Raw genomic sequence first — 23,742 nt, 5'->3', positions numbered from 1 at the left:
TTTGATGAAGAAGCTGCCTTTGCATTCCCGTATTTTGATTGGCATGTGCCTTGGGATATTGTGGGGGCTGTTAGCTAGTAATTTCGGTTGGGTCGACTTTACCATTGACTGGATCAAGCCCTTTGGCTCCATTTTCGTCAACCTTCTTAAACTCGTAGCCGTACCCCTGGTACTTGTTACTATTATTTTGGGAATCTCCAGCCTGTCCGACCTCGCCAAACTTACCCGGATAGGTACACAAACGCTGGTGCTGTTTTTCTCTATTTCTCTCATATGTGCTGTTATTGGATTGCTGTTTGCGGCATCCCTTCAGCCGGGAAAATACCTTTCTGCCGAAAAGAGAGATGAGATCAAACTGAAATATGCCGACGACGTGGGTTCAAGAATGGGTGTAGCGGAGATGGTAAAAGATGCCGGGCCGCTGCAAATAATAGAGGATCTGGTTCCAGGCAATATCTTTTTTGCCTCGCAGGACAACCGCAACATGCTGCAGGTTATCTTCTTTGCCATTCTCTTCGGCTTGGGTATTGTTTTGTCTCCAAAAGAAAAAGTGCAAGGTGTCATCAGTTTTTTTGACGGTGTCAATGAGGTGATCCTCAAAATGGTGAACATAATTATGAAGTATGCGCCGATTGGGGTTTTTGCTTTGATTGGGGCACTTATCGTCGACATGGCGGGTAATAATCCAGCAGACGCTTTAGCTATTTTGAAAGTATTGGGAATTTTTGCGCTTGTGTTCATTGCTGCGCTGCTGGCCGTTATGTTTGGTTTGTACCCAATCCTAGTACGAAGCTTCACCAGGTTCAAATATTTAGAATTTTTACGTGCCCTGGTGCCGGCTCAGTTGCTCGCCTTTTCTACGAGCTCAAGTGCTGCTACACTGCCAATTACACTTGAATGCACTGAAAAAAATCTGAAAGTGCGTGAAGAAATTGCCGGTTTTGTCCTTCCATTGGGTATCACCATCAACATGCACGGTACTGCTGTTCATCAGGCGGTATCAGCGGTGTTCATTGCTCAGGCATTCGGCCATGATCTAACGCTAACGCAATATGCCATCGTGGCCTTCACATCCGTTTTGGCTTCTATGGGTGCTCCGGCGGTTCCGGGCGCTGGTATCATTATGCAGCTTATGGTGCTTGGAGCTATAGGAGTGGAAGCGGAAGGCCTTGCGCTGATCCTGGCTGTGGACAGGCCACTCGATATGCTCAGAACCATCCCCAACGTTGTGGGTGATGCATTAGTAGCGAGCATTATCGATAAAAGAGAAATGGAACAATAAGTCTGCAATTTCGGTTGTTAAGCCGTTACTTTGTTTTGTTAATAAGAGAGACCATGATTACCAAAAGCAATAGACTTGTTACTCTATACCTGGAGAACAATCCCAACCCCAATTCATTGAAATTTGTCGCCAACTTTATGCTGGTTGGTGAAGGAGAAAATTATGACTTCCCCGATGAGGCGAGCGCAGAGCATGCCCCCCTGGCAAAAGAGCTTTTCAACTATGCCTTTGTAAAGAGGGTATTCTACATGAATAACTTTGTAACGATCACAAAGGACGAAAATGTGGAGTGGATAGATATTCAGGATCAGCTGAAAACCCATATCAGGGAATATCTGGAAGCTGAAAAGCCTGTTTTGATAAAAGCTGATCCCCTTCAAAACGACATACTCGACAGTGATCCGGATGTGGTAAAAAACATCAAGAGCGTGTTGGAAGAGTACATCAAGCCCGCAGTTGAGTCGGACGGCGGAGCCATTGTGTTCCAGGATTTTGAAGACGGCGTTGTAAAAGTAGCATTGCAGGGCTCTTGCAGCGGCTGTCCTTCCAGCATGGTGACATTGAAAGCAGGTATTGAGAACTTACTCAAAAGAATGGTGCCTGAAGTGCAATCTGTAGAGGCGGTCAGCCTATAAGCGCAATAGCTACAAAGATACTTAGCCTCGGAGGGATTCACTTCGGGGCTTTTTTTATTCTAAAACTGTATAACCACCAATAAAAATACCTTTCAGGTTGTCCCTTTTTGTTAGTAAATCGCAGGACTAACCTAAACTTCAATCGATGAAAAGACATTTGACTGTTTTATTTGCTGCTACGCTTGCTATAGCTGGCTGCGAACAAAAGCCGCCAGTGAACATGCTGGAGGAGATCAACAAAGAGACGCTGGCTAACTCAAAAGTGTACCCCACGCTTGCAGATTGCATGGCAACGGTAGGACACAGACTCACCGGGTCTGAGAATGGCGCTAAGGCCGAGGAATACACCTACAACCTCTTCAAGTCGTATGGCATCGACGTTGAATATGATCCCTTCGAGGTTGAGTCGTGGAGCCGTGGAGAAGTAAAAACGCAGTTTAGCAGTGGATCCGATTGGGAAGAGGTAAGCTCTGTCAGCCTGGCCCACTCACCTGTAAGTGTAGACCTTGAAGGCGAAATTATTGACATGGGTAACGGGATAGAGGAAGACTATGAGGCTAATCCAGGCGCTGTGGAGGGGAAGATTGTATTTGTTTACATAAGCATTTTGCCCGAGACAGTCGATCCTTCTAAAAACTTGCATAGGTCTGAAAAAACAAAACTGGCTATCGACAATGGTGCTGCCGGAATTATTTTCTTTAACCAGGTAGAAGGTGGGGTATTATTGACCGGAACTGCCTCGGTTACCGGAAGCCTTATTCCAATTCCTGCGGTGTGCATTGGATATGAAGATGGCCTTGCATTAAAAGACAAGCTGGCTGCCGGAGCGGTGAAGGCTAAGCTTGAAATGACAAACTTCAGCGAAGTGATCAAAGCAAGAAATGTGGTAGCGACTATCCCTGGAACAGACAAGGCTAGCGAAGTTATTCTTACCGGCGGCCACCTCGACTCGTGGGATTTGGCAACGGGTGCTATCGACAATGGCATCGGTTCTTTTTCCGTTATCGATATTGCCCGCACCTTTAAAGCACTGGACATCAAGCCACGCAGAACACTCAAGTTTGTGATGTGGATGGGGGAAGAAGAAGGGCTGCTGGGTTCAAAGCACTATGTGAACACGCTGAAAGAATCAGGTGAAATTGAGAATCTGAAATATGTTTTCAATCTGGACGCATCATCTAACGCCATTGGATTTAATGCAGGCGGTAGGCTGGAGGCCGAAAAGTTTTTTGTTGACGCTGGCGACAGGATAAAGGCAGTAGACAGCACCTTTACCAACAAATTTGCGAATAGGGCCGGTCTTCACAGCGACCATCAGTCGTTTATGCTCGAGGGCGTGCCGTTCTTTGGCCCGGTAAGTAACCTGGATCGTTCGGTGTACGACTGCTACCATGCCGACTGCGATGATATCGATCTTGTGAATGAAGAGCACCTGGTCAACAATGTTCGCTTTTGTAGCATGATGCTTTATGAACTGGATAGGGCTCAGGAACTGCCAGCGGCTAAGCTGGATGACGAAAGAACCCGCAAGTTGCTGGAAGATCAGGGCTTGAAGCTTAAACTGAGGATTCAGGGTGACTGGAGATGGTCAGCTGACGATTGATAGGAAACACACATATATAGTAAAAAAGGGGCGGCTGCCCCTTTTTTATTTCCCAGTGGAGTAAGTGGTGCGTATCTTGCTTTAAGGCCAAAAGTCACATAATGAGGGAGCTTTTCACATTACTTCTGTTTTTGATCACTCTTTGGGCCAAAGCTCAAACTTCCAATGACCTGTCAACTGGCGTTAGCCAACTAGTTCTTAATACGCCTACACGCTCTTCTACCGACAACAATACTGTGGAGAGAGCCTGCATTGACGAAAAGCTTACCGGCCAATGCATACAGTACCACAACGATCAGTGGTTTTTCTATATACCTGCTGATGGCAGTTCATTTTACATCAATGTGCGGCACGAGCGCTGCAAGGATGGTAGGGGCGTACAGCTCGTCGTTTTCAAAGGTGAACTTTGCCAAACGGAGACCTACGAGATTATCTCCTGCGACTCACCTGCCACCGCCGACGATTTTTATTTTAAAGTAAATAGCCCCGAGCCTAATGTCAGGTACTTTATGATCATAGATGGATACCTGGGAGACTTCTGCGATTTTACACTCGAGGTGTCGGACAAAGCCAATGGGCTTCCGGTGCTGATCGAAGACCCTTTGGCAGAAGGGATATTGGAGGTCAATGAGAAAATGATCGAGTTGCACTGGGAATATCAGCCCGACACATCGGAGGTGAGCCATTTTTCCATTATAAGAACAAGTAAGACTGACAATAAACGTTGGCAATTGCCACTGGCTTTCAATAGCCGTGGTGGCGTGGGGTCTGAATACCTGTTGAAAGACACCCTGACGGAATTTGGTAAGTATTCTTATGAAGTTTATCTCGTTGACGCCAACAACGAGCACAGGTTGTATCTACATCACCAGGCTGGACTAACCGAACCAACGCCAGCAAGGGAGAACACGACAGCATTTTTCCCTTTTGCTGTTAGGAAAAACACTAATCTGCAAATAACCATCACTGATGCCGTTACTAAACGAACCCTGGTTAATAAATTTGTTAAAGATTATAAACTTGGAGGCCTTCAGTACGACTTTCAAGAGCTCATAGACAGGGGGCATTATTTTTTTGAAGTCAGAATTTATGACTTCAAGTCCAGACGCACCCAGACGTTCAGCAAACGTTTCGAGGTTCAAGATTAGTTGATGGCCGGATGGGCCACCTATCTCAAATGCTTTACTTCTTCCAGCTTCCAGTCGATCACTAAGCCGCCCCCTATGCCTCTGGCCACCTTTTCACCATACAGATATTCCACCAGGTACATGGCAGGATCGTATGATTTGGCGCCGCCTGAGGAAGTAATGGCTTTTCCGTCATGCACAAAGCTGTAACCCTCCTGCACATTGAGGTGAGGGAACGTTTCTTTAAACCTCCCGATGTCTGAGGGGAATGTGGTGCACTTTACCTCATCAAGGAGGCTAGCTTTGGCCAAAAGAAATGCGCCATCACACAACGACATAATAAATTTGGCCTGGGTGCCCTTTTCTCTGACAAACTCAATCAGAACGGAATCCTGTAAATCGGTATCCATGTTGTGCTCAGCACTTGGCACCACCAGTACATCAATGGACGGAGTATCTTCAAAACTGAAATCAGGTATGATTTTGATTCCTTCAAATGTTTTGATGGGCTCATGGGTGGGAGACACGATGAATGCTTTCATACCGGGCGTTGTATGAAATACAGTATGTTGAAACACGTCAAAAGGCGCCATTAGCTCCGAATTGTATACACCATTGATGGCGAGGAAGCCAACATTCAGTGTGTCAGTCGGCAGGTGAGAAGAGGCAAACGAGGAATCTGCTGCTGCGGATTCCCCGTTTTGTTGACATGCTTGCAAAGAAAACAGGAGCACTGTTGCCAGGACAATAGCAGCAATATTAATCTTCCTATTATCCATAAGGCGCTTACTTCAAAGAAAGCTTGCCCAGATTTCTGAACAGAATAAACGTGCCGGCTGCGGCTATGCCCAAAAGACCAAAGCCAAGACCAATATTGCCATAGATAAAGCTTCCAATGCCAAACAGCGAACAGTAAATACTCACACAACCGACAAATACCATCATTATTTGTAGTGGCATTTGCCAGTTTGCACCTTTGGATGCATCCAGCACAATTCCCTCACTCATGGCGTCATCAACGACCTTTTTCCACCCAGGCCCACCGGGTTGAGTCCTCAGGTAGAAGCTCCTCAGGGTCTCCTTATCTTCAGGCTTGGTGAGCAGAGTTGTGGAGATCCAGGCAGCGCTTACACCAAATAGGGAGATTAAAAGGCGAGTTGAGAAAACATCCAGGTAGGCGTTTTCAAGTGCTTCAGGACTAATGACAAGTACTAACACAAAGGCAAGCACAGTGGCAACTACCATGGCAACAATTTCTGTAAGGGCGTTGATTCTCCACCAAAACCACCTCAGTATGTAAATGGCGCCCGTTCCGGCTCCGGAGAGAAGCAGAATATCAAAGGCCTGAGTGGCATTCTTGAGGATTGTGAGGGAAAATATTGCTGCAAAGAACATTAGCCCAACAGTGGTGAAGCGGCCTACTGAAACTTGCTGCTTTTCACTTGCATCAGGTTTTACAAATCGTTTGTAAAAGTCGTTGACCACGTAAGAAGAGCCCCAGTTGAGATGGGTTCCAATGGTAGACATGTAGGCCGCAATAATTGAAGCAACTACAAGCCCCTTCCATCCAGTGCCTAAAAGCGTTAGCATGGCTGGATAGGCGATGTCGTGGCCCAGGTAGTTATCGCTAATGCCGGGGAATTCAGCTTTTATTGATGCCAGGTCGGGGAAGATAACCAGCGAAGCAAGGGCCACCAGAATCCATGGCCACGGGCGGAGTGCATAGTGTGCGAAATTAAAAAGCAAGGTAGCACCTATTGCATTCTTTTCATCCTTGGCTGACAACATTCGCTGCGCAATATAGCCACCGCCACCAGGCTCTGCACCAGGGTACCAAACTGACCACCACTGCACTGCAATAGGTATAATGAGTAACGGCAAGAACTGCTTTGGGTCGTCAAAGCTAGGGAAAATATCCAGTTTAGGCATCACATTCGGGTGAGCCAGTAGCTTGGTCAGGCCGCCTACTCTCTCATCGCTAACTGCAACCACTGCAGCTATCACTGCGCCAAGCATGGCGATTGAATACTGAAAAAAGTCTGCCCAGATTACTCCCTTTATGCCACCAATCGTTGCATAAATAACAACCCCTATTGAAGCACCCACCACAATGTAGACAGGGTTTTCGATGCCGAGCATGATTTGCCCAATCTTAATGGCGGCCAGTGTAACTGTCCCCATGATCAGGCAGTTGAAGAAAATACCCAAGTACAGTGACCTGAATCCCCGCAGGAAAGAAGCATATTTTCCGCTGTACCGCAACTCATAAAACTCCAGGTCGGTCATGACATTGGAGCGCCTCCAAAGCCTGGCATAGATAAAAACGGTTACCATGCCTGTGATAAGAAATGCCCACCAGGCCCAGTTTTTGGCTACCCCATTTTCCCGAACCATGCCAGTGACAAGGTTGGGCGTGTCAGCCGAAAAAGTACAGGCCACCATAGAAATACCTAGTAGCCACCACGGCATTCCCCTTCCGCCCAGAAAGTATTCAGAGGTACTTTTTCCGGCCGTGAGCGAGGCAGCCCATCCAATTCCTACTACAATAGCAAAAAAAACCGCTATTATTACCCAGTCGAGTGTGCTTAAGACCATTTTGGAGTATAGTTTTTGTTTCGAACCCGTAAAATATAAAATTTGCATGCCGAAACAGACCCCATTAAAAAAAGAATTACAGATAATATGACGCAATCAACAAGTTTGGTAATACTAGCCGCCGGAATAGGAAGCCGATACGGAGGAATTAAGCAGGCCGACTCTTTTGGGCCCTCTGGTGAGTGGCTGATGGACTATGGAATTTATGACTCAATTCAAGCAGGATTTACGAAGGTGGTTATTATCACCCGTAAAGATTTGCGGGACGTTTTGTACGAGCACCTGAATAAGTGGTGGGGTGATAAGATTGAGATTGAGTTTGTATTTCAGACACCCCCTTCGCAGCACCCTGAAAGGGTGAAGCCGTGGGGAACTGGCCAGGCTGTACTTGCGACGAAAGACGTGGTAAAAGAGCCGTTCGCTATTATCAATGCTGACGATTTTTACGGGAGAAAGGCTTATTTGGCAATGGGAAAATTCCTTCAGTCGGTTGACCCAACTTCTCTTCATTTTAGTATGGTGGGCTATCCTTTGATGGAGACACTCTCAGATGCCGGATCGGTAGCAAGAGGTATTTGCAATGTGGATGCTGATGGTAAATTGATCTCGGTCGTAGAGAAAACCAAAATACTTCAGTCGGGTGCAAATATTGTCAATGAGGAAAATGAAAACAATCCGGAAATTTTAGATCCCAAAGGTTTTGTTTCAATGAATTTTTGGGGTTTCACTCCAGCTTTGTTTCCTGAACTTGTGGGTATTTGGGAGGAATTCTATCAAGCCAATAGAAATGAGCTAAAGGCTGAATTTTACATACCATCAGCAGTTACAAACCTGATGCAGAAGAAGAATGCCATTGTTGATGTGCTGCCTGATGGCAACGATTGGATGGGTGTAACCTATAGCCAGGAGAAAGATATGGTAATGAAAAAATTGCATCAGCTGGTCAGTAGCGGAGAGTATCCCTCCGGGCTCAGCTGAAAAAAGCATAAACAAAAAGCATCAGAAGAAAAGGTATTCCATAAATCAGGAGTACCTTTTTTCTGTTTTGGCGGGGTATCCACCACAGCACCCACCAGGGGCGGTAAAGGCCTGCTGACGTCACAATGAATAAAAAGAGTAGTGCTGCCTGGAGTAGCTTCATGGTTCCAGAAACAAAAAAATCCGGCCAATTGGCCGGATTTAGTTTTTTGTATGACCTCTCTTAAAGAGAGCGTTTTACTTCACGTTGCTCAAAGCCTTCAATGATATCCCCTTCTTCTAGGTTATTGAAGTTTTTGATGCTTATACCGCATTCGTAACCTTGTTTTACTTCGGCCACGTCGTCTTTGAATCTGCGGAGCTGCTGTATTTCGCCAGTATAAACCACAATACCGTCACGTATTATTCTGATCTGATTGTTTCTCTTAATGAAACCATCAGTCACCATACAACCAGCTACTGTACCAACTTTCGAGATTTTAAACACCTCACGAATCTCCACGTTACCAGTAATAACCTCCTGGAACTCCGGCGCAAGCATGCCTTCCATGGCATCTTTGATCTCATTGATAGCGTCGTAGATGATCGAGTAAAGTCTGATCTCGATTTCTTCCTGTTCGGCCAAGCGGCGTGCACTTGAAGAAGGTCTCACCTGGAAGCCAACAATGATCGCATCGGAAGCGGAGGCTAGCAAGACGTCTGATTCTGAAATCTGGCCTACTGCCTTATGTATGATGTTGACTTGAACCTCCGGTGTCGAAAGCTTAAGCAGTGAGTCGGCTAGTGCCTCAATAGAGCCGTCCACATCACCTTTCACAATCACGTTGAGCTCTCTAAATGAACCAATGGCCAAACGACGCCCAATTTCGTCAAGCGTAATGTGCTTCTTAGTTCGAAGGTTCTGCTCACGTTGGATTTGCTGACGCTTGTAGGCAATGTCACGTGCCTCACGGTCACTTTCCATTACGTTCAGCTTTTCGCCCGCCTGAGGCGCACCATCAAGCCCCAGCAAAAGCACTGGTGTGGAAGGTCCCGCTTGTTTCAGCCTGGTGCCTCTGTGGTCGAACATCGCTTTCACTTTACCGAAGTGAGAGCCAGCCAATACCACGTCACCAATATTCAGGGTTCCGTTTTGCACCATCACTGTAGCTACGTAACCCCGGCCTTTGTCAAGAGAAGCTTCGATAACACTTCCTACGGCCTTTTTAGAAGCCTTAGCTTTCAGCTCAAGAATCTCAGCTTCCAGAAGTACTTTTTCAAGCAGATCGTCGATGCCCTGTCCTGTTTTCGCTGAAATCTCCTGGCATTGGTATTTTCCACCCCAATCCTCCACAAGAATGTTGATTTGAGATAGCTCTTCTTTGATTTTGTTGGGGTTGGCGTTTGCCTTGTCAACTTTGTTGATAGCGATTACTATCGGAACACCAGCCACTTTTGCGTGGTTGATCGCTTCCTTGGTTTGAGGCATCACGTTGTCGTCCGCTGCCACCACAATAATCGCTATATCGGTAAGTGCTGCACCTCTTGCACGCATGGCGGTAAATGCCTCGTGACCAGGTGTGTCAAGGAAGGCAATTTTGTTGCCACCCGATGTCTCCACGTCATATGCGCCAATGTGCTGCGTAATGCCACCAGCCTCACCGGCTGTAACTTTAGTCTTCCTGATATAATCGAGGAGGGAAGTTTTACCGTGGTCAACGTGGCCCATGATGGTGACGATAGGAGCTCTGGGCTCATCGTCCTCAATATCGTCCTCAGTATTAATAGCCTCTGACTCTTCTTCGGAAGTTGAGAATTCAATATCAAAACCGAATTCATCTGCTATCACGGTAATAGTTTCTGCATCGAGACGCTGGTTAATGGAAACGAAGATTCCCATGCTCAAACAAGCAGAAATTACGTCGTTAACAGAAACCCCCATCAAAGAGGCAAGGTCATTGGCAGAGATAAACTCTGTAACCTTAAGCGTCTTAGAGTCTTCCTGCTGCTGGAGCATCTTCTCTTCTTCCGCCTCAGCTTTGGCCGATCTCTTGTCTCTTCTGTACTTTGACCTGTTGGCTCCCTGGCCTGGCTTACTGCCCTTACTCAAGCGGGCGAGTGTAGCTTTTATTTTATCCTGTATTTCTTTGTCAGAAACCTCTTCTTTTTTCTCAAACCGCCCCTTAGCAGGTGCCGTAGCGGGCTTGCCTGGCTCTGGTTTTTTGAATCTCGAATTGTCACCACCTTCTTTTCCTTCAACAACTATGCGCTTGCGTGGACGCTTCTTTTTCTTCTTGTCTCTATCGTCAGAGCTGGCAACAGGTTGCTTTTTCTTTGCCTCGGGCAGTTCAATCTTTCCAAGAACAGTCAGGCCCTTAAGGGCGTCGGCCTTAGCCTCAATTACCCGATCTTCTTTTTTGATAATTGGCTCAGGTTTGGCCAGCACTGGCGGCTCCTCGGCTACTTTTTCAGGAGCCTCTTTGAGCTCCTCTTTTGGAGCTTTGGGCGCTTCAGCCACTTCGGTGGGAGGCTCAGGTGTTTCCACTTTGGCCTCTGCTTTAGGTGCTTCCTCTACTACTTTCTTTTCCTCCTTAGGAGGCTCTGGAGTAGCAGCTTTAGGGGCTGGTTCCTCTTCCTTTTTTGGAGCTTTTTTGGGCTCAAGGTCGATTTTACCAACTACTTTAATTCCCTGAAGTTTCGGGGTTTGAGTTGTTGGCTCCTCCACTTCTTCAGCAGCTTCTTCCTTAGGCTGCTCTTTGCTGGAAAGGTTCTTTATTAAGATTTCTTCTTCTTCATCAGACGATCCGCTCTCCTGTGGAGAGTTCGTATTGATAACCACATTGTCAGAATGCTTCTTACCAATAGTAATGCCGGAAGCTTCTTCTTTCTCGTGGGCAGAAGTAGCAAATTCTCTTGCCAAAATATCGTACTGCTCCTGAGTGAGCTTGGCATTCGGGCTGCTATCGATTGAAAAGCCCTTCTTCTCCAGAGCCTGAATGACAGTATTTGTACCAACATTCAACTTTCTGGCGACCTGGCTTAGTCTCCACATTCTGTCTTCACTCATACGCAAATATGACTCTTTAAAGCGTGTTATTAAAATTATTATTCAAATTCCTGACGGAGGATAGAGAGCACATCTTGTACTGTTTCCTCCTCCAAATCGGTCCTTCGGATGAGTTCTTCCTTTGTCAAATTAAGAACGCTACGGGCAGTGTCGAGGCCGATTTTCTTGAGCTCGTCAATTACCCAGCCTTCAATTTCATCTGAAAATTCATCCAAAGATACGTCCTCTACTTCGTGGCCTTCAAGCTCACGGAACACATCGATTTCAAGATCCACCAAGCGGCTGGCCAGCTTGATATTCTGTCCGCCTTTTCCGATCGCCAACGATACCTGATCAGGTTTGAGGTACACTGACACTCTTCCATTTTCGGGCTCCACCTTCATGCTGGATATTTTGGCAGGACTCAATGCCCTGGATATATACAGCTCAGTGTTTTCAGTATAGTTGATAACGTCTATATTTTCATTTTCAAGCTCTCTCACGATGCTGTGAATCCTTGAGCCTTTCATACCTACGCAGGCGCCAACCGGATCAATCCTGTCGTCGTAAGACTCCACAGCTACCTTGGCTCTTTCGCCAGGCTCACGAACCACCTTTTTAATGGTGATCAAGCCATCATACACCTCTGGCACTTCACTTTCGAAAAGTCTTTCAAGGAAAACCGTCGAAGTTCGGGAAAGAATAATCTTTGGGTTTCCATTGACCATTTCCACTCTATGAACAATCGCACGTACATTTTCCCCCTTCTTAAAGCGATCCTTAGGGATCTGCTCAAATTTTGGCAGTATCAACTCATTCCCTTCAGCGTCAACCAGTAATATCTCTCTTCCAAGCACCTGGTAAACTTCACCAAGAATAATCTCGCCAACGAGTTCCTTATATTTCTGGAAAAGAATGTCCTTTTCAAGGTCTTTGATTTTCTGAATAAGCGTTTGGCGAGCCATTTGTACTGCTCTTCTACCAAAGTCTTCAAGCTTAACTTCTTCTGCTACTTCTTCTCCAATCTCAAAGTCAGGCTCTATTTTTCTCGCTTCTGTAAGGCTTACTTTATCGTGGTCCCAAATGTCTTCCGAGTTATCGTCTACGATTTCTCTGAATCGCCAAATCTCAAGGTCTCCTTTGTCCGCATTGATGATGATGTCAAAGTTTTCATCAGTTTCAAATCTCTTCCTGATCATAGTCCTGAATACATCCTCCAGGATACGGATCATTGTTGGGCGGTCAATGTTTTTTCTCTTTGCAAAATCCGCAAAGGATTCTATAAGAAATACGCTATCCATAGTAAACTGCCTAAAAGGTGACTAAAACTTTTGTATGATGAATGTCCTGAAATAGTATTGTGCTCATTTCGGTGACTTTTTTATTTTTTACTTCTATTTGAATCTCTTGTTCACTCACAGCTATCAACTTGCCCTTTTCTTCCTTTCCGTCGGTCTTAAACACCTTTACCGACCTGCCTATGTTCTTATAGTACTGCCTTAGCAGTTTTAACGGCTGGTCAATTCCTGCGGAAGATACCTCCAACTGATACGCATCTTTGATCAAGTCTTCTTCATCTAGTTTGGCAGCTAGTTTCCGGCTAATCTTCGCACACTGCTCGATGGTAATTCCACTGTCTCCATCGAGAAATACTCTTAGCTTTTGGTAGCTCTTTGGGCCGGTTAGGGATATTTCGACCACAAACAGGCTACTGTCTATCATTTCATCAAGCCAATCTTTTATAATCGATTCTTCAGCCATACCAAACCAAACTATATAAAGAAAGGGGACGCTCGTCCCCTTTTTTCTTAATCCAGCCGCAAATTTATATTAATTTTTCTTGTTAACAAAGGAGCCTTCTCAAACTTCTCCCAAACAAAGTGTTCTTGTGATCGTTTGAATGCAAATATGTTGAGCGGAGGACTCCTTAAATAAAGAATGTTGCCTTCTGCTTACAATTGTTAAATTTGCCGCATGATCCCGAAACTAAGATTATTCAATTCTTTAACTAAGCAAAAGGAAGAGTTTGTGCCCATCAATGCGCCCTATGTGGGCATGTATGTATGTGGGCCTACGGTTTACAATGATGTGCATTTGGGTAATGTTCGTACGTTTATCAGTTTCGACATTATTTACAGATACCTTTTGCATCTGGGATACAAGGTTCGCTACGTCAGAAATATTACAGATGTAGGGCACTTGACGGGCGATACTGACGACGGAGAGGATAAAATAGGAAAACGGGCAAAGCTCATGAATCTGGAGCCCATGGAGGTGGTGCAAAAATACACCAATGGGTTCCATCAGGTGATGGATATTTTCAACGCTTTGCCTCCCAGTATAGAACCGACAGCAACTGGCCATATTCTCGAACAAATCGAGATGATCAAAACGATTATCGAGCAGGGCTATGCTTACGAATCGAAGGGCTCTGTCTATTTTGATATTGGCAAATTCAACGAGAAGTATCAGTACGGGAAGTTGTCGGGCAGGGTGGTCGACGATTTGATTGCTAACACCCGGGCGCTCGATGGGCAGGATGAAAAGAGAAACCCGTTGGATTTTGCTATCTGGAAGAATGCCTCTACCGAACATATCATGCGCTGGAATTCTCCCTGGGGAGTAGGGTTTCCGGGCTGGCACCTGGAGTGCTCAGTGATGAGCACCAAATACCTTGGAGAGTCATTCGATATACACGGCGGTGGTATGGATCTGAAGTTCCCCCACCATGAATGTGAAATAGCTCAATCGGTGGGTGCGTCCGGTAAAGAGCCTGTGAAGTACTGGTTGCATACCAACATGCTGACAGTGAATGGCCAGAAGATGAGTAAGTCGCTGGGTAATTCCTTTCTGCCCTCAGAGCTAATCACTGGCACACACGAACTGCTGGATAAGCCTTACAGCCCAATGACGGTGCGTTTCTTCATGCTGCAAAGCCACTATGCCAGCACGCTCGATTTTTCTAACGAAGCCTTATCTGCTGCTAACAAAGGCTACAAGAAGCTGATGAATGGACTGAAGCTGATTAAGGAAATGAAGTTCGTTCCGGAAGAAGGGGTGGCCTTGAATCAGCAGGCTGTCGATCAGATAAATGGTTTGGCAGATAATTGCTACAGGGCAATGAACGACGACTTCAATACTGCGCTTACTATTGGGCACCTGTTCAATCTTTTGAAAAAGATCAACTCGCTGCAAACAGGCGGGCTCAAGTATGGGGAAATCGGACAAGAGGGCTTCGATAAGCTGAAATCGACTTATCTCAGTTTTGTGGAGGAAATCCTTGGACTAAAAGAGGAACTGGCGGTAGAACCTAAGAACCTCATCGGTATTTTGCTTACGCTTTATAAAGAGGCGAAGGAAGCTAAAAACTATGAAAAAGTAGATGAAATAAGAAGTTTGCTCAAGAATGAGGGAATTACCTTAAAAGATATGAAGCAGGGAATTGATTGGGCTTACGAAGAATAAGCCCAATCAATTTTGGTTTATCTTTTCTCGTACTGATCGCTATAGTACTTCATATAGTCGCCTGAAGTAACATTGCTCAACCAGGCGTCATTGGCCAGGTACCATTCGACTGTTTTTTCGAGCCCTTCTTCAAACTGCAACGAAGGCTCCCAGCCTAGCTCTTTCATGATCTTGTTGGCGTCAATAGCATACCTCATGTCGTGACCGGCACGATCTTTTACGTAGGTAATGAGCTTTTCAGAAGTCCCTTCGGCCCTGCCAAGCTTTTTGTCCATGATTTTGCAAAGAAGTTTCACCACATCAATGTTGGTCCATTCATTGAACCCACCAATGTTGTAGGTTTCGCCAATTTTACCCTTGTGGAACACAGTGTCTATGGCTCTTGCATGATCCACCACATACAGCCAGTCCCTGATGTTTTCACCCTTTCCATAAACCGGTAAAGGTTTGCTGTTTTTGATGTTATGAATGCAAAGCGGAATGAGCTTCTCTGGAAAATGATAGGGCCCGTAGTTGTTAGAACAGTTTGTAACCACCACAGGGAGCCCATAAGTGTTGGCATAAGCCCGCACAAAATGGTCTGAGCTTGCCTTAGAGGCTGAATAGGGTGATTGCGGGTCATAGGAAGTGGTTTCTGTGAAGAAGCCTTCATCCCCAAGTGAGCCATACACTTCATCGGTAGAAATGTGGTAGAATCTCTTCCCTTCGAATGAATCTTTCCAAATGTCCTTTGCGGCATTTAGCAAGGTAACTGTGCCAATCACGTTCGTTTTGATAAACGCCATTGGGTTGGAGATAGACCTGTCTACATGAGACTCAGCGGCAAGGTGCAGTACGCCGTCAAACTGTTCTTTTTTGAAGAGGTCAAAAATAAATTTCTCGCCTGTGATATCCCCTTTCACAAAAGTATAGTTCGGACGATCTTCAATATCTCTTAAGTTTTCCAGATTGCCGGCGTACGTAAGATTGTCAAGATTGAAAATCTTATAATCAGGATATTTATTAACAAACAGCCTCACCACATGCGAGCCAATAAAGCCAGCTCCTCCGGTAATTAATATTTTTTTCATTGTTTCAGTTTTGCCTGTGCTATTTCCCAGTCCCAGGCTGATTTTAAAGCCTCTTCAATGCCGAATTGAGTTTTCCAATTCAATTTTTTGTTAGCGAGAGACGTATCTGCGTAAACTGCTTCTACATCGCCCCCCCTTCGGTCAACAATTTTATAAGGGATGTTAATACCTGTTGCTCTTTCGAATGCCTGAATCATTTGTATCACCGACATACCCACTCCCATGCCCAGATTGTATACTTCGTATGAAGACTCCATGGCTCCATGTGCAAATCGCTGCACCGCATTTACGTGCGCTTTAGCCACATCCATTACATGGATATAGTCCCTGACACAGGATCCGTCAACTGTGTTGTAGTCGTCACCAAAAACTCTGAGAAACTCCCTTTTCCCGTGCGCCGTTTCCGTAATGAAAGGCACCAAATGATGTGGCATTCCATGCTGAACCTCGCCAATCAGCGATGTAGGGTGTGCGCCAATGGGGTTGAAGTATCTCAAAGCTATCGCCTTTACGTCGGAAGCAATAGTTGTGTCTCTGATGATGTCCTCACACATTTTCTTGGTGTTGCCATAGGGAGAAACAGCCTCTTGAATGGGTGCGTTTTCAGCGACAGGCAACACTTCCGGATTTCCGTACACGGTACAGGACGAAGAGAAAATTAATCCTTTAGTTCCAAACTTTGACTGGCACCTTAGAAGATTGATGGTCGACAACAAGTTGTTCTCATAATACTTAAGCGGATTGTCGACAGATTCGTTGACCAAAAGGAAGGCAGCAAAATGGATAGCTGCCTTCATTTCAGGGTATTTTATAAAAATTGATTCCAGCTCAGCGTAGTTGCACATTTCAACCTGGTGAAATAGACATTTCTTGCCAGTGATCTTCTCGATAGCATCTAATACCTTGACCTCGGAATTAGACAGGTTGTCGATAATGATCGGCTCGAAACCGGCATTGATCAACTCCACAACCGTATGGGAGCCAATATAACCAAGCCCACCTGTGACGAGAATTTGATTATTTGCCATTAACGTCTTTTCTACCGATGCTGAAGTACGTAAACCCAAGGTCTTCCATCGCTTGTGTGTCGTACAAGTTTCTGCCGTCAAAAATTACTTTAGACCTGAGCAGAGACTGAAGCTTGTCAAACTCAGGCGTTCTGAAAACAGGCCATTCCGTCATAATAAACAGTGCATCAGCACCATCAGCTGCAGCATACTCGTCGCTACAGAATTCTATGGTGTTGCCGAAAAGCTCTTTCACGTTTTCCATGGCTTCCGGATCGTATACCTTCACTTTGGCACCAAGTGCAAGCAGCTCTTTAATGTTCTCTAAGGCTGGCGCTTCTCTAATGTCGTCTGTATATGGCTTAAATGCCAGACCCCAGATTCCGAAAGTCTTGCCCTTTAGGCTCCCATTGTAAAATGCTTTGGCACGATGGATCAGCTTGGTTTTCTGCTCTTGGTTCACATCCATTACCGAGGTTAGAAGCTTAAAGTCATATTTAACTTCCTGCGCCGACTTGGCCAATGCCTGCACGTCCTTTGGAAAACAGCTTCCACCGTATCCAATGCCGGCAAAAAGGAATCTTTTTCCGATCCTGGTATCCGTACCAATTCCTTTTCTAACCATGTCAACATCTGCACCCAATAGTTCACACATGTTGGCAATCTCATTCATGAATGTGATTTTGGTGGCGAGGAATGAATTGGCTGCATACTTCGTGAGCTCTGCCGATTTCTCATCCATAAAAATAACCGGGTTGCCTTGACGTACGAATGGCGCATAAAGCTGATCCATCACTTTTCTCGCTTTGTCCGAGCTTGTGCCAATCACCACTCTGTCTGGCTTCATGAAATCATCTACTGCCACACCTTCCCTGAGAAACTCAGGATTTGACACCACATCAAATGGCACTTTCGCATTTTTTGCTATCTGTGCATGTACCTTGTCGGCAGTGCCGACCGGAACAGTACTCTTATCAACAATTACCGTGTACTCGCTAAGAATAGGGCCAAGGTCGCTGGCCACCTTCAATATATATTTAAGGTCGGCAGAGCCATCTTCACCGGGAGGTGTGGGCAGTGCCAGAAAAATAATTTTTGCATCCTTAATCCCTTCCTTAAGGTTGGTAGTGAAATCGAGTCTGCCCTGCTTAATATTCCTTTCAAAGAGAACGTCCAAACCGGGCTCATAAATAGGCATGATCTGATTCTTAAGTTTTTCAACCTTCTTTTCGTCGATGTCAACACACGTTACATGGTTTCCGGTTTCGGCGAAGCAGGTGCCTGTTACAAGTCCAACATAGCCAGTTCCAACTACAGCAATTTTCATATTGTTCGGGTTTTCTTATTAGTCTGCTACAAATCTATCAATCTGCAAAATAATTACACCAATTCTTTCGGTAAATGAATGTTTTTTGGAGTTAATTAAACTTGACATTAAGACCAGCAACGGCAGGTTGCTGGTTGTCGGTTTAAACTAACGATGGATAATTGCGTTTTTATTTTATACAGCCCAAATAAGCAACATGGATACATTGACAAAAGAACGAAACGAAGAAGTTGAGTTGGAAAACCAAAGGATGATTGAGGAGATGGTGCGTGATTTTGCCAGGGTGGAAATTTCCCCAAACATTAAAAAGTGGGATGAGTCCCAGCATTTTCCTAAAGAGCTTTTTCACAAAATGGGTGAGCTTGGCCTCATGGGAGTGATGGTGCCTCACGAACTGGGAGGGTCGGGATTTGGCTATCTTGAGTACATCACCGCCGTTATAGAAATATCGAAAGTGGATCCTTCCATAGGGCTTTCGCTGGCCGCTCACAATTCTCTCTGCACGGGTCACCTCCTTCAATTCGGAAATGACGAGCAAAAAAAGAAGTGGCTACCAAAGCTAGCTTCAGGAGAATGGATAGGAGCCTGGGGACTTACCGAACCTAATACTGGCTCGGACGCAGCCAATATGAAAACTACAGCGGTGAAAGATGGGAATGAATGGGTGATCAACGGAGCCAAAAACTTTATCACACACGGTATTTCTGGCGACATAGCTGTTTTAATTGCAAGAACTGGCAAAACGGGCGATTCTCATGGCATGTCGGCTTTTATAGTCGAGAGAGGTACCCCGGGCTTTGCCGGAGGAAGAAAGGAAGATAAGCTGGGCATGAGGGCATCTGAAACTGCTGAAATGATTTTTCAGGACTGTAGAATTCCGGAGAAAAACCTTCTGGGAGAAGTTGGCGACGGCTTTATACAATCATTAAAAGTTTTGGATGGAGGCCGGATATCAATAGCTGCGTTAAGTTGCGGTATTGCTGAAGGCGCTTTGCAGGCTGCTTTGGTCTACTCTCAGGAAAGACATCAATTCAATAAGCCTATTTCTTCCTTTCAGGGAATTTCCTTTATGCTTGCCGAAATGGCTACCCAGTTGGAAGCAGCCAAACTGCTCACCTATCAGGCAGGCGCTATAAAAAACAGGAAGGGAAAAGTGACAAAGGAATCTGCAATGGCGAAATACTACGCTTCTGAAGTGGCCGTTTCGGTGGCCAACAACGCAGTGCAGATTTTCGGAGGCTATGGTTTCACCAAGGACTACCCGGTCGAGAAATTTTATCGGGACGCCAAGCTTTGCACTATTGGTGAGGGAACCTCTGAAATTCAAAAGGTGGTGATCTCAAGAGAACTATTGAAATAAATTTGAGTTTTTGGAATTAAAAACTTTATCTTTGCAGCCCATAATTAATTAACGAAATGATCGTAGTAAACATTAAGGAAAACGAGTCAATCGACAAGGCACTTAAGAGATTCAAGAAGAAATTCGAGAGAACAGGCGTTCTTAAGGAGCTTCGCAGCCGCACTTTCTTTGTTAAGCCTTCTGTAAAAAACAGAGAAGAAAAAATCAAAGCCGCCTACCGTCAGCAAATGATGGGTCAGGAAAATTTATAATAGCGGATATATTTCATAAGTTAGTGAATAAGGTGATTTCACTAACTTATGATTGATTCTTTTCTCAAATACCTCCAATTCGAAAAGAGGCTTAGCCCCCATACCCTTACCTCATATAAGAGTGATCTAACTCAGGCTGAGTCATTTCTAAGCAGTGAATTTTCCTACGGGTTAAAGGATGCCAACTATCAGGCATTGAGAACTTGGCTCATCCACCTTGTTGAACAGGGCTTGGAAAGCAAGTCAGTTAACAGGAAAATTGCCTCCCTCAAGTCATACTACAAGTTTCTTCTGCGTAGGGAGGAGATCGAAAAAAGCCCAGCCGACAAGCTTAAGCCGCTTAAAACTCCCAAAATGCTGCCCTCCTTCGTGAGGGAGAGCGAAATGACTACACTGCTTGACCAGATTCCTTTTCCGGAGGGATTTGTTGGTGTCAGAGATAAACTCATTCTCGATTTTTTGTATGGCACAGGCATACGCCTTTCCGAACTAATTAATTTAAAGGATGAGGACATCAATTTCTATCAGGGGCACGTTAAGGTATTAGGCAAGCGAAACAAAGAAAGGGTGATCCCTATTCCGGCCCCGCTTGTTGAAGAAGTTAGAAAATATATTCTCCTTAAGAAGGAGCATTTGTCTGAAAATTTCTCTAACTTTTTGATAGTAACTGATGAGGGAGGTAAGGCCTATCCTATGATGATTTACAGGACGGTAAAAGCGTATTTGAAGATGGTTACTAGCTCGGAAAAGAAAAGCCCGCACGTACTTAGACACACCTTCGCCACCCACTTGCTCAATAAAGGAGCTGATCTTAACGCTGTAAAAGATTTACTTGGACATGCCAATTTAGCGGCTACTCAGGTGTACACACACAATACACTTGATAAGCTGAAGTCTGTTTATAAACAAGCCCATCCAAAGGCTTAATTGTTGTACCCTTAAATTTTAGTATTATGAAACTGCAGATGCATTCAATCCACTTCGACGCCGACATTAAATTGTTGGACTTCATTCAAAAGAAAACCGATAAGCTAAATACCTTTTATGACAGGATTATAGATGGTGAAGTATTTATGCGTCTCGAGAAGAATGATGTAGAAAACAAAGTAGTTGAAATAAAGCTGAATATTCCTGGCTCACAATTGTTTGCCAAAGAGCAGTCTAAATCTTTTGAAGCTGCAACCGATCTGGCAGTGGAAGCCTTGCGAAGGCAACTGAAAAAATTTAAGGAAAAGCAAAAAGTAGCTTAAAAAGAAAGGCCCGTTTAGTAGCGGGCCTTTCTTTTTCAGGTATGAAAACATACATTTGCCTTATTTTTGAAAACCTTTGGGGCGCCAGGGTAGGTAAAATTTGAAATGCTATGAGCCAAGACGAAAGAACCAGATACTCAGACGAAGAGCTTAAAGAATTTGAGGAAATAATCTCTCAAAAGCTCGATAAGGCACGAAGTGAGCTTAAATACATCAAGGAGTCGCTTAGCCGAAGCAACGATGAAGGCACGGATAATACCTCAGGAAACATAAAGGTGCTGGAAGACGGGGCCGACATGATGGAAAAAGAAAACCTGAGCCAGCTGGCATCAAGGCAGCAAAAATTTATGGTTCAACTCGAAAATGCCATGGTAAGGATAAAAAATGGCACCTATGGCATTTGCGTTGATACTGGAAAGCTGATCTCTAAGGAACGTTTAAAAGCTGTTCCCCACACCATGCATTCTATTGAAGCTAAATTGAAGCAGTCACGAAACTAAAGTCGCAGGGGTTTATAGCAGTTGGATTATCTTGTCAATCATATTGAAGCACTCATCTTTTGCTCACCCAAGCCAGTAAGGGATGAAGACTTGAAGAGCACACTCGAAGAAATGTTCGGCACTGAAGTGCCTGGAGATGACATCTCCCTTGCGATTGAAAAGCTAAAAGAAAAATATAGTGCGGAAACCTTTGCCTTTGAACCTGTAAAGTCCGGAGGAGGCTATCAGTTTCTCACCAAACCAGCCTACCAGGCCAGCATTGGCATTTTGCTGAAGCAGCAATCCAAACGACGGTTGTCCACTTCCTCTCTCGAGACTTTGTCGATTATTGCCTACAAGCAGCCAATGACCAAATCCGAGATCGAGCAAATTCGTGGCGTCAATTGCGACTACGCCGTACAAAAGCTGCTGGAAAAGGAGCTTGTTGAAATCAAGGGCAAGTCAGAAGGTGTGGGCAGGCCGCTCTTATACGGCACTAGCAGCAAATTTATGGACTATTTTGGCATTAACGATTTGAAAGAAATGCCGACCCCCAAAGACTTTCTCAAAGAAGAAAATGAGATTGGGGAGACCAAATCGGAAGAATAACCCCTCTTTTTTTATTACATTCCACTTATGAAGAAACCATTTAAAGGAGGAAAGAAATTCTCCGACGATAAGCCGTCTTTTGGTACGGGCAAACGCAGCGAGCCAGGCAAGAGAAGCGATGGCCCTAAAAGATCAGGGCCTTCTGCCAGGCGCAAGGGGCCTGCTACAGGCTCTGCTGATGGCTCAAGTCAGCCGTCGGAAGGCCGGAATAGGCGAGGTTCTTCAGAGGGCACCAGCCGTCCAAAGAGGTCGGCAGGGAGCTTTGGTGAAAAGCCGACTGGTCGTGTGAAAAGAAGCTCACCTGACAACGCTACGGAAGGAGCATTCGAAAGGACTTCCCGTTTTGCCAGTAAGCCAAAAGGTAAAAGTGCACCAAAAGTCCCGAGAAAAGGCGGGGCGGCAGGGAAGCCTTTTAAGCATAAATACGATGAGAAGCCTGTGTCTCCCAATGAGCCAGTTCGTTTGAATAAATACCTTGCTAATGCTGGCATCGCTTCACGCCGGGAGGCTGATAAGCTGATTGAAGAAGGCAAAGTAACCATCAATGGTAAGGTGGTGACCGAGCTTGGGCTTAAGGTGGGGCCAAAGGACGTTGTGAAGTTTGATGGAAGGGTGATGAAGGCTGAGAAGCTGGTTTACCTGCTGTTGAACAAGCCCAGGGATTTTATAACTACTGTTACTGATCCGCAGAACAGGAAGACTGTGATGAAACTGGTGGCCAATGCCTGTGAAGAGCGGATCTATCCCGTTGGCAGGCTCGACAGGAACACAAGTGGGCTGTTGCTTTTTACCAACGATGGTGAACTGGCTAAAAAACTGAGTCACCCGTCTCACATGGTAAAGAAGATTTACTATGTTGAGCTAAATAAACCCTTGAAGCCTGAGGATCTGGCTAAAATAAAGGCCGGACTGGAGCTGCAGGATGGCCCCGTTCAGCCAGACGACATTCAAATCGTGTCGCCAGACTCGATAGGAATTGGCATCGAGATCCATGTCGGTAGAAACAGGATCGTCAGACGTATTTTTGAGTACCTGGGCTACGACGTGGTGAAGCTCGACAGAGTGATGTATGGAGGGCTTACCAAAAAAGACCTTACCAGGGGCACCTGGCGAATGCTTACGAAGTCCGAAATTAATATGCTGAAGAACTTCACCTAATTCAGCCGTACAGGCTTGAGAACCTCTTCATTTTTGCTGCTGCATGGGAGCCATTCCGGTTCCCTGGAACCGTCCATGAGTTGTTTTTCAAATTGTTGTTGACGGGGATGTTTTCGGTCAATTAACGGATCATGCGGAAAATCTGGGGATTACCCTTTAAACCCAATATCCCAAGTGGTCATAAAAAAGCAAAAGATCCAAGCCTATCCGACTGGAGAAGCCCGGCCGGGCGAGACGCATTGAACCAGTTTTGCTTTTTTATTTAACCACAAACGAAACATTCAATCCCCAGAAAAACAGAGGATGTTTTGGGCCAATTAAATAGTATGCATGCATACTATTTTTCATAAATCCTTTATATCTTCGAAACAATGAAAGCGCAGCTAAAAGATTATCGCTGGGTTGGAAAAATTGGGGCGGGGTGGTAAAAAAGAAAATGCCTTCGCTAGCGAAGGCATTTAAGGGATGTGGTGCTGAGTGGATTCGAACCACCGACTCACGGATTTTCAGTCCGATGCTCT

At 45.2% G+C, this 23,742-nt stretch carries 22 protein-coding genes; 13 read left to right on the top strand and 9 right to left on the bottom strand.

Features of this window, described 5'->3' with window-relative positions; genetic code table 11:
• Positions 1–4 precede the first annotated feature (4 nt).
• The 4 genes from AAC052_RS08445 (at position 5) to AAC052_RS08430 (ending at position 4,668) form a co-directional block, all read left to right on the top strand.
• A complete protein-coding gene (locus AAC052_RS08445; protein WP_339812504.1) occupies positions 5–1,282 on the top strand; it encodes a dicarboxylate/amino acid:cation symporter in 1,278 nt (425 codons plus the stop codon).
• Positions 1,283–1,335: 53 nt separating this feature from the next.
• Positions 1,336–1,917, top strand: a complete 582-nt coding sequence (locus AAC052_RS08440; RefSeq protein ID WP_317489362.1) for a NifU family protein — start codon at positions 1,336–1,338, stop codon at positions 1,915–1,917.
• 145 nt (positions 1,918–2,062) lie between these two features.
• Positions 2,063–3,520: a M20/M25/M40 family metallo-hydrolase gene (locus AAC052_RS08435; protein WP_339812502.1), complete on the top strand. Its 1,458-nt coding sequence runs from the start codon at positions 2,063–2,065 to the stop codon at positions 3,518–3,520.
• 101 nt (positions 3,521–3,621) lie between these two features.
• Entirely contained in the window at positions 3,622–4,668 is a 1,047-nt protein-coding gene (locus AAC052_RS08430; RefSeq protein WP_339812499.1) for a hypothetical protein, read from the top strand.
• 20 nt (positions 4,669–4,688) lie between these two features.
• On the opposite strand, the gene AAC052_RS08425 is transcribed toward AAC052_RS08430, so the two are convergent.
• Together AAC052_RS08425 and AAC052_RS08420 are read right to left on the bottom strand one after the other, a co-directional pair.
• Positions 4,689–5,426 carry a DJ-1/PfpI family protein gene (locus tag AAC052_RS08425; protein WP_339812496.1) on the bottom strand — a complete coding sequence of 246 codons (738 nt, stop codon included), beginning with the start codon at positions 5,424–5,426 and terminating at the stop codon, positions 4,689–4,691.
• 7 nt (positions 5,427–5,433) lie between these two features.
• The gene (locus AAC052_RS08420) at positions 5,434–7,242 is read right to left on the bottom strand and encodes a sodium:solute symporter family protein (RefSeq protein WP_339812494.1); all 1,809 of its coding nucleotides are present in this window, start codon (positions 7,240–7,242) and stop codon (positions 5,434–5,436) included.
• A gap of 87 nt (positions 7,243–7,329) precedes the next feature.
• On the opposite strand from AAC052_RS08420, the gene AAC052_RS08415 reads away from it, so the two are divergent.
• Entirely contained in the window at positions 7,330–8,220 is an 891-nt protein-coding gene (locus tag AAC052_RS08415) for a sugar phosphate nucleotidyltransferase (protein ID WP_317489371.1), read from the top strand.
• Between the two features lie 223 nt (positions 8,221–8,443).
• On the opposite strand, the gene infB is transcribed toward AAC052_RS08415, so the two are convergent.
• From infB to rimP, 3 genes are read right to left on the bottom strand one after another with little or no spacing between them, the layout of a single operon-like run.
• Positions 8,444–11,266, bottom strand: a complete 2,823-nt coding sequence (gene infB / locus AAC052_RS08410) for a translation initiation factor IF-2 (RefSeq protein ID WP_339812492.1) — start codon at positions 11,264–11,266, stop codon at positions 8,444–8,446.
• Between the two features lie 38 nt (positions 11,267–11,304).
• Complete coding sequence (gene nusA, locus AAC052_RS08405) at positions 11,305–12,546, bottom strand: transcription termination factor NusA (protein ID WP_317489373.1); 1,242 nt, start codon at positions 12,544–12,546, stop codon at positions 11,305–11,307.
• 10 nt (positions 12,547–12,556) lie between these two features.
• A complete protein-coding gene (gene rimP, locus AAC052_RS08400) occupies positions 12,557–13,006 on the bottom strand; it encodes a ribosome maturation factor RimP (RefSeq protein WP_339812490.1) in 450 nt (149 codons plus the stop codon).
• Between the two features lie 213 nt (positions 13,007–13,219).
• Between rimP and cysS the strand changes: the two genes are divergently transcribed.
• The gene (gene cysS / locus AAC052_RS08395) at positions 13,220–14,710 is read left to right on the top strand and encodes a cysteine--tRNA ligase (RefSeq protein WP_339812489.1); all 1,491 of its coding nucleotides are present in this window, start codon (positions 13,220–13,222) and stop codon (positions 14,708–14,710) included.
• 17 nt (positions 14,711–14,727) lie between these two features.
• Here the strand turns inward: cysS and rfbB are convergent, their stop codons facing one another.
• Genes rfbB through AAC052_RS08380 form a run of 3 tightly spaced genes read right to left on the bottom strand, consistent with a single transcriptional unit; the run spans position 14,728 to position 18,114 of the window.
• Positions 14,728–15,780 carry a dTDP-glucose 4,6-dehydratase gene (rfbB, locus tag AAC052_RS08390; RefSeq protein WP_339812487.1) on the bottom strand — a complete coding sequence of 351 codons (1,053 nt, stop codon included), beginning with the start codon at positions 15,778–15,780 and terminating at the stop codon, positions 14,728–14,730.
• Entirely contained in the window at positions 15,777–16,808 is a 1,032-nt protein-coding gene (gene galE, locus AAC052_RS08385) for a UDP-glucose 4-epimerase GalE (RefSeq protein WP_339812485.1), read from the bottom strand. Before galE ends, rfbB begins: the two co-directional genes overlap by 4 nt.
• Positions 16,798–18,114: a UDP-glucose/GDP-mannose dehydrogenase family protein gene (locus tag AAC052_RS08380; protein ID WP_339812482.1), complete on the bottom strand. Its 1,317-nt coding sequence runs from the start codon at positions 18,112–18,114 to the stop codon at positions 16,798–16,800. Before AAC052_RS08380 ends, galE begins: the two co-directional genes overlap by 11 nt.
• Positions 18,115–18,310: 196 nt before the next feature.
• Between AAC052_RS08380 and AAC052_RS08375 the strand changes: the two genes are divergently transcribed.
• From AAC052_RS08375 to AAC052_RS08345, 7 genes are all read left to right on the top strand, one after another.
• Positions 18,311–19,474 carry an acyl-CoA dehydrogenase family protein gene (locus AAC052_RS08375; RefSeq protein WP_317489379.1) on the top strand — a complete coding sequence of 388 codons (1,164 nt, stop codon included), beginning with the start codon at positions 18,311–18,313 and terminating at the stop codon, positions 19,472–19,474.
• A 56-nt stretch (positions 19,475–19,530) separates the two neighbouring features.
• Positions 19,531–19,725 (top strand): 30S ribosomal protein S21, encoded by a 195-nt coding sequence (gene rpsU, locus AAC052_RS08370; RefSeq protein WP_151996200.1) that lies wholly within the window; start codon positions 19,531–19,533, stop codon positions 19,723–19,725.
• A gap of 48 nt (positions 19,726–19,773) precedes the next feature.
• Positions 19,774–20,652 carry a tyrosine-type recombinase/integrase gene (locus tag AAC052_RS08365; protein WP_339812480.1) on the top strand — a complete coding sequence of 293 codons (879 nt, stop codon included), beginning with the start codon at positions 19,774–19,776 and terminating at the stop codon, positions 20,650–20,652.
• A 26-nt stretch (positions 20,653–20,678) separates the two neighbouring features.
• The gene (raiA, locus tag AAC052_RS08360; protein WP_151996202.1) at positions 20,679–20,975 is read left to right on the top strand and encodes a ribosome-associated translation inhibitor RaiA; all 297 of its coding nucleotides are present in this window, start codon (positions 20,679–20,681) and stop codon (positions 20,973–20,975) included.
• A 110-nt stretch (positions 20,976–21,085) separates the two neighbouring features.
• Entirely contained in the window at positions 21,086–21,475 is a 390-nt protein-coding gene (locus tag AAC052_RS08355) for a TraR/DksA C4-type zinc finger protein (protein WP_317489381.1), read from the top strand.
• Positions 21,476–21,496: 21 nt separating this feature from the next.
• Positions 21,497–22,063 (top strand): SMC-Scp complex subunit ScpB, encoded by a 567-nt coding sequence (scpB, locus tag AAC052_RS08350; protein WP_317489382.1) that lies wholly within the window; start codon positions 21,497–21,499, stop codon positions 22,061–22,063.
• 27 nt (positions 22,064–22,090) lie between these two features.
• Positions 22,091–23,221 (top strand): pseudouridine synthase, encoded by a 1,131-nt coding sequence (locus AAC052_RS08345; protein WP_317489383.1) that lies wholly within the window; start codon positions 22,091–22,093, stop codon positions 23,219–23,221.
• 258 nt (positions 23,222–23,479) lie between these two features.
• Here the strand turns inward: AAC052_RS08345 and AAC052_RS08340 are convergent.
• The coding region (locus AAC052_RS08340; protein WP_339812478.1) for a hypothetical protein at positions 23,480–23,742 on the bottom strand (263 nt) is incomplete at its 5' end.

Origin of the sequence: uncultured Imperialibacter sp. (assembly GCF_963974565.1) — a bacterium.
Lineage (GTDB): Bacteria > Bacteroidota > Bacteroidia > Cytophagales > Cyclobacteriaceae > Imperialibacter > Imperialibacter roseus.
The sequence above is the reverse complement of the archived record's forward strand: the minus strand, read 5'-3'. Positions and strand labels throughout refer to the sequence as shown.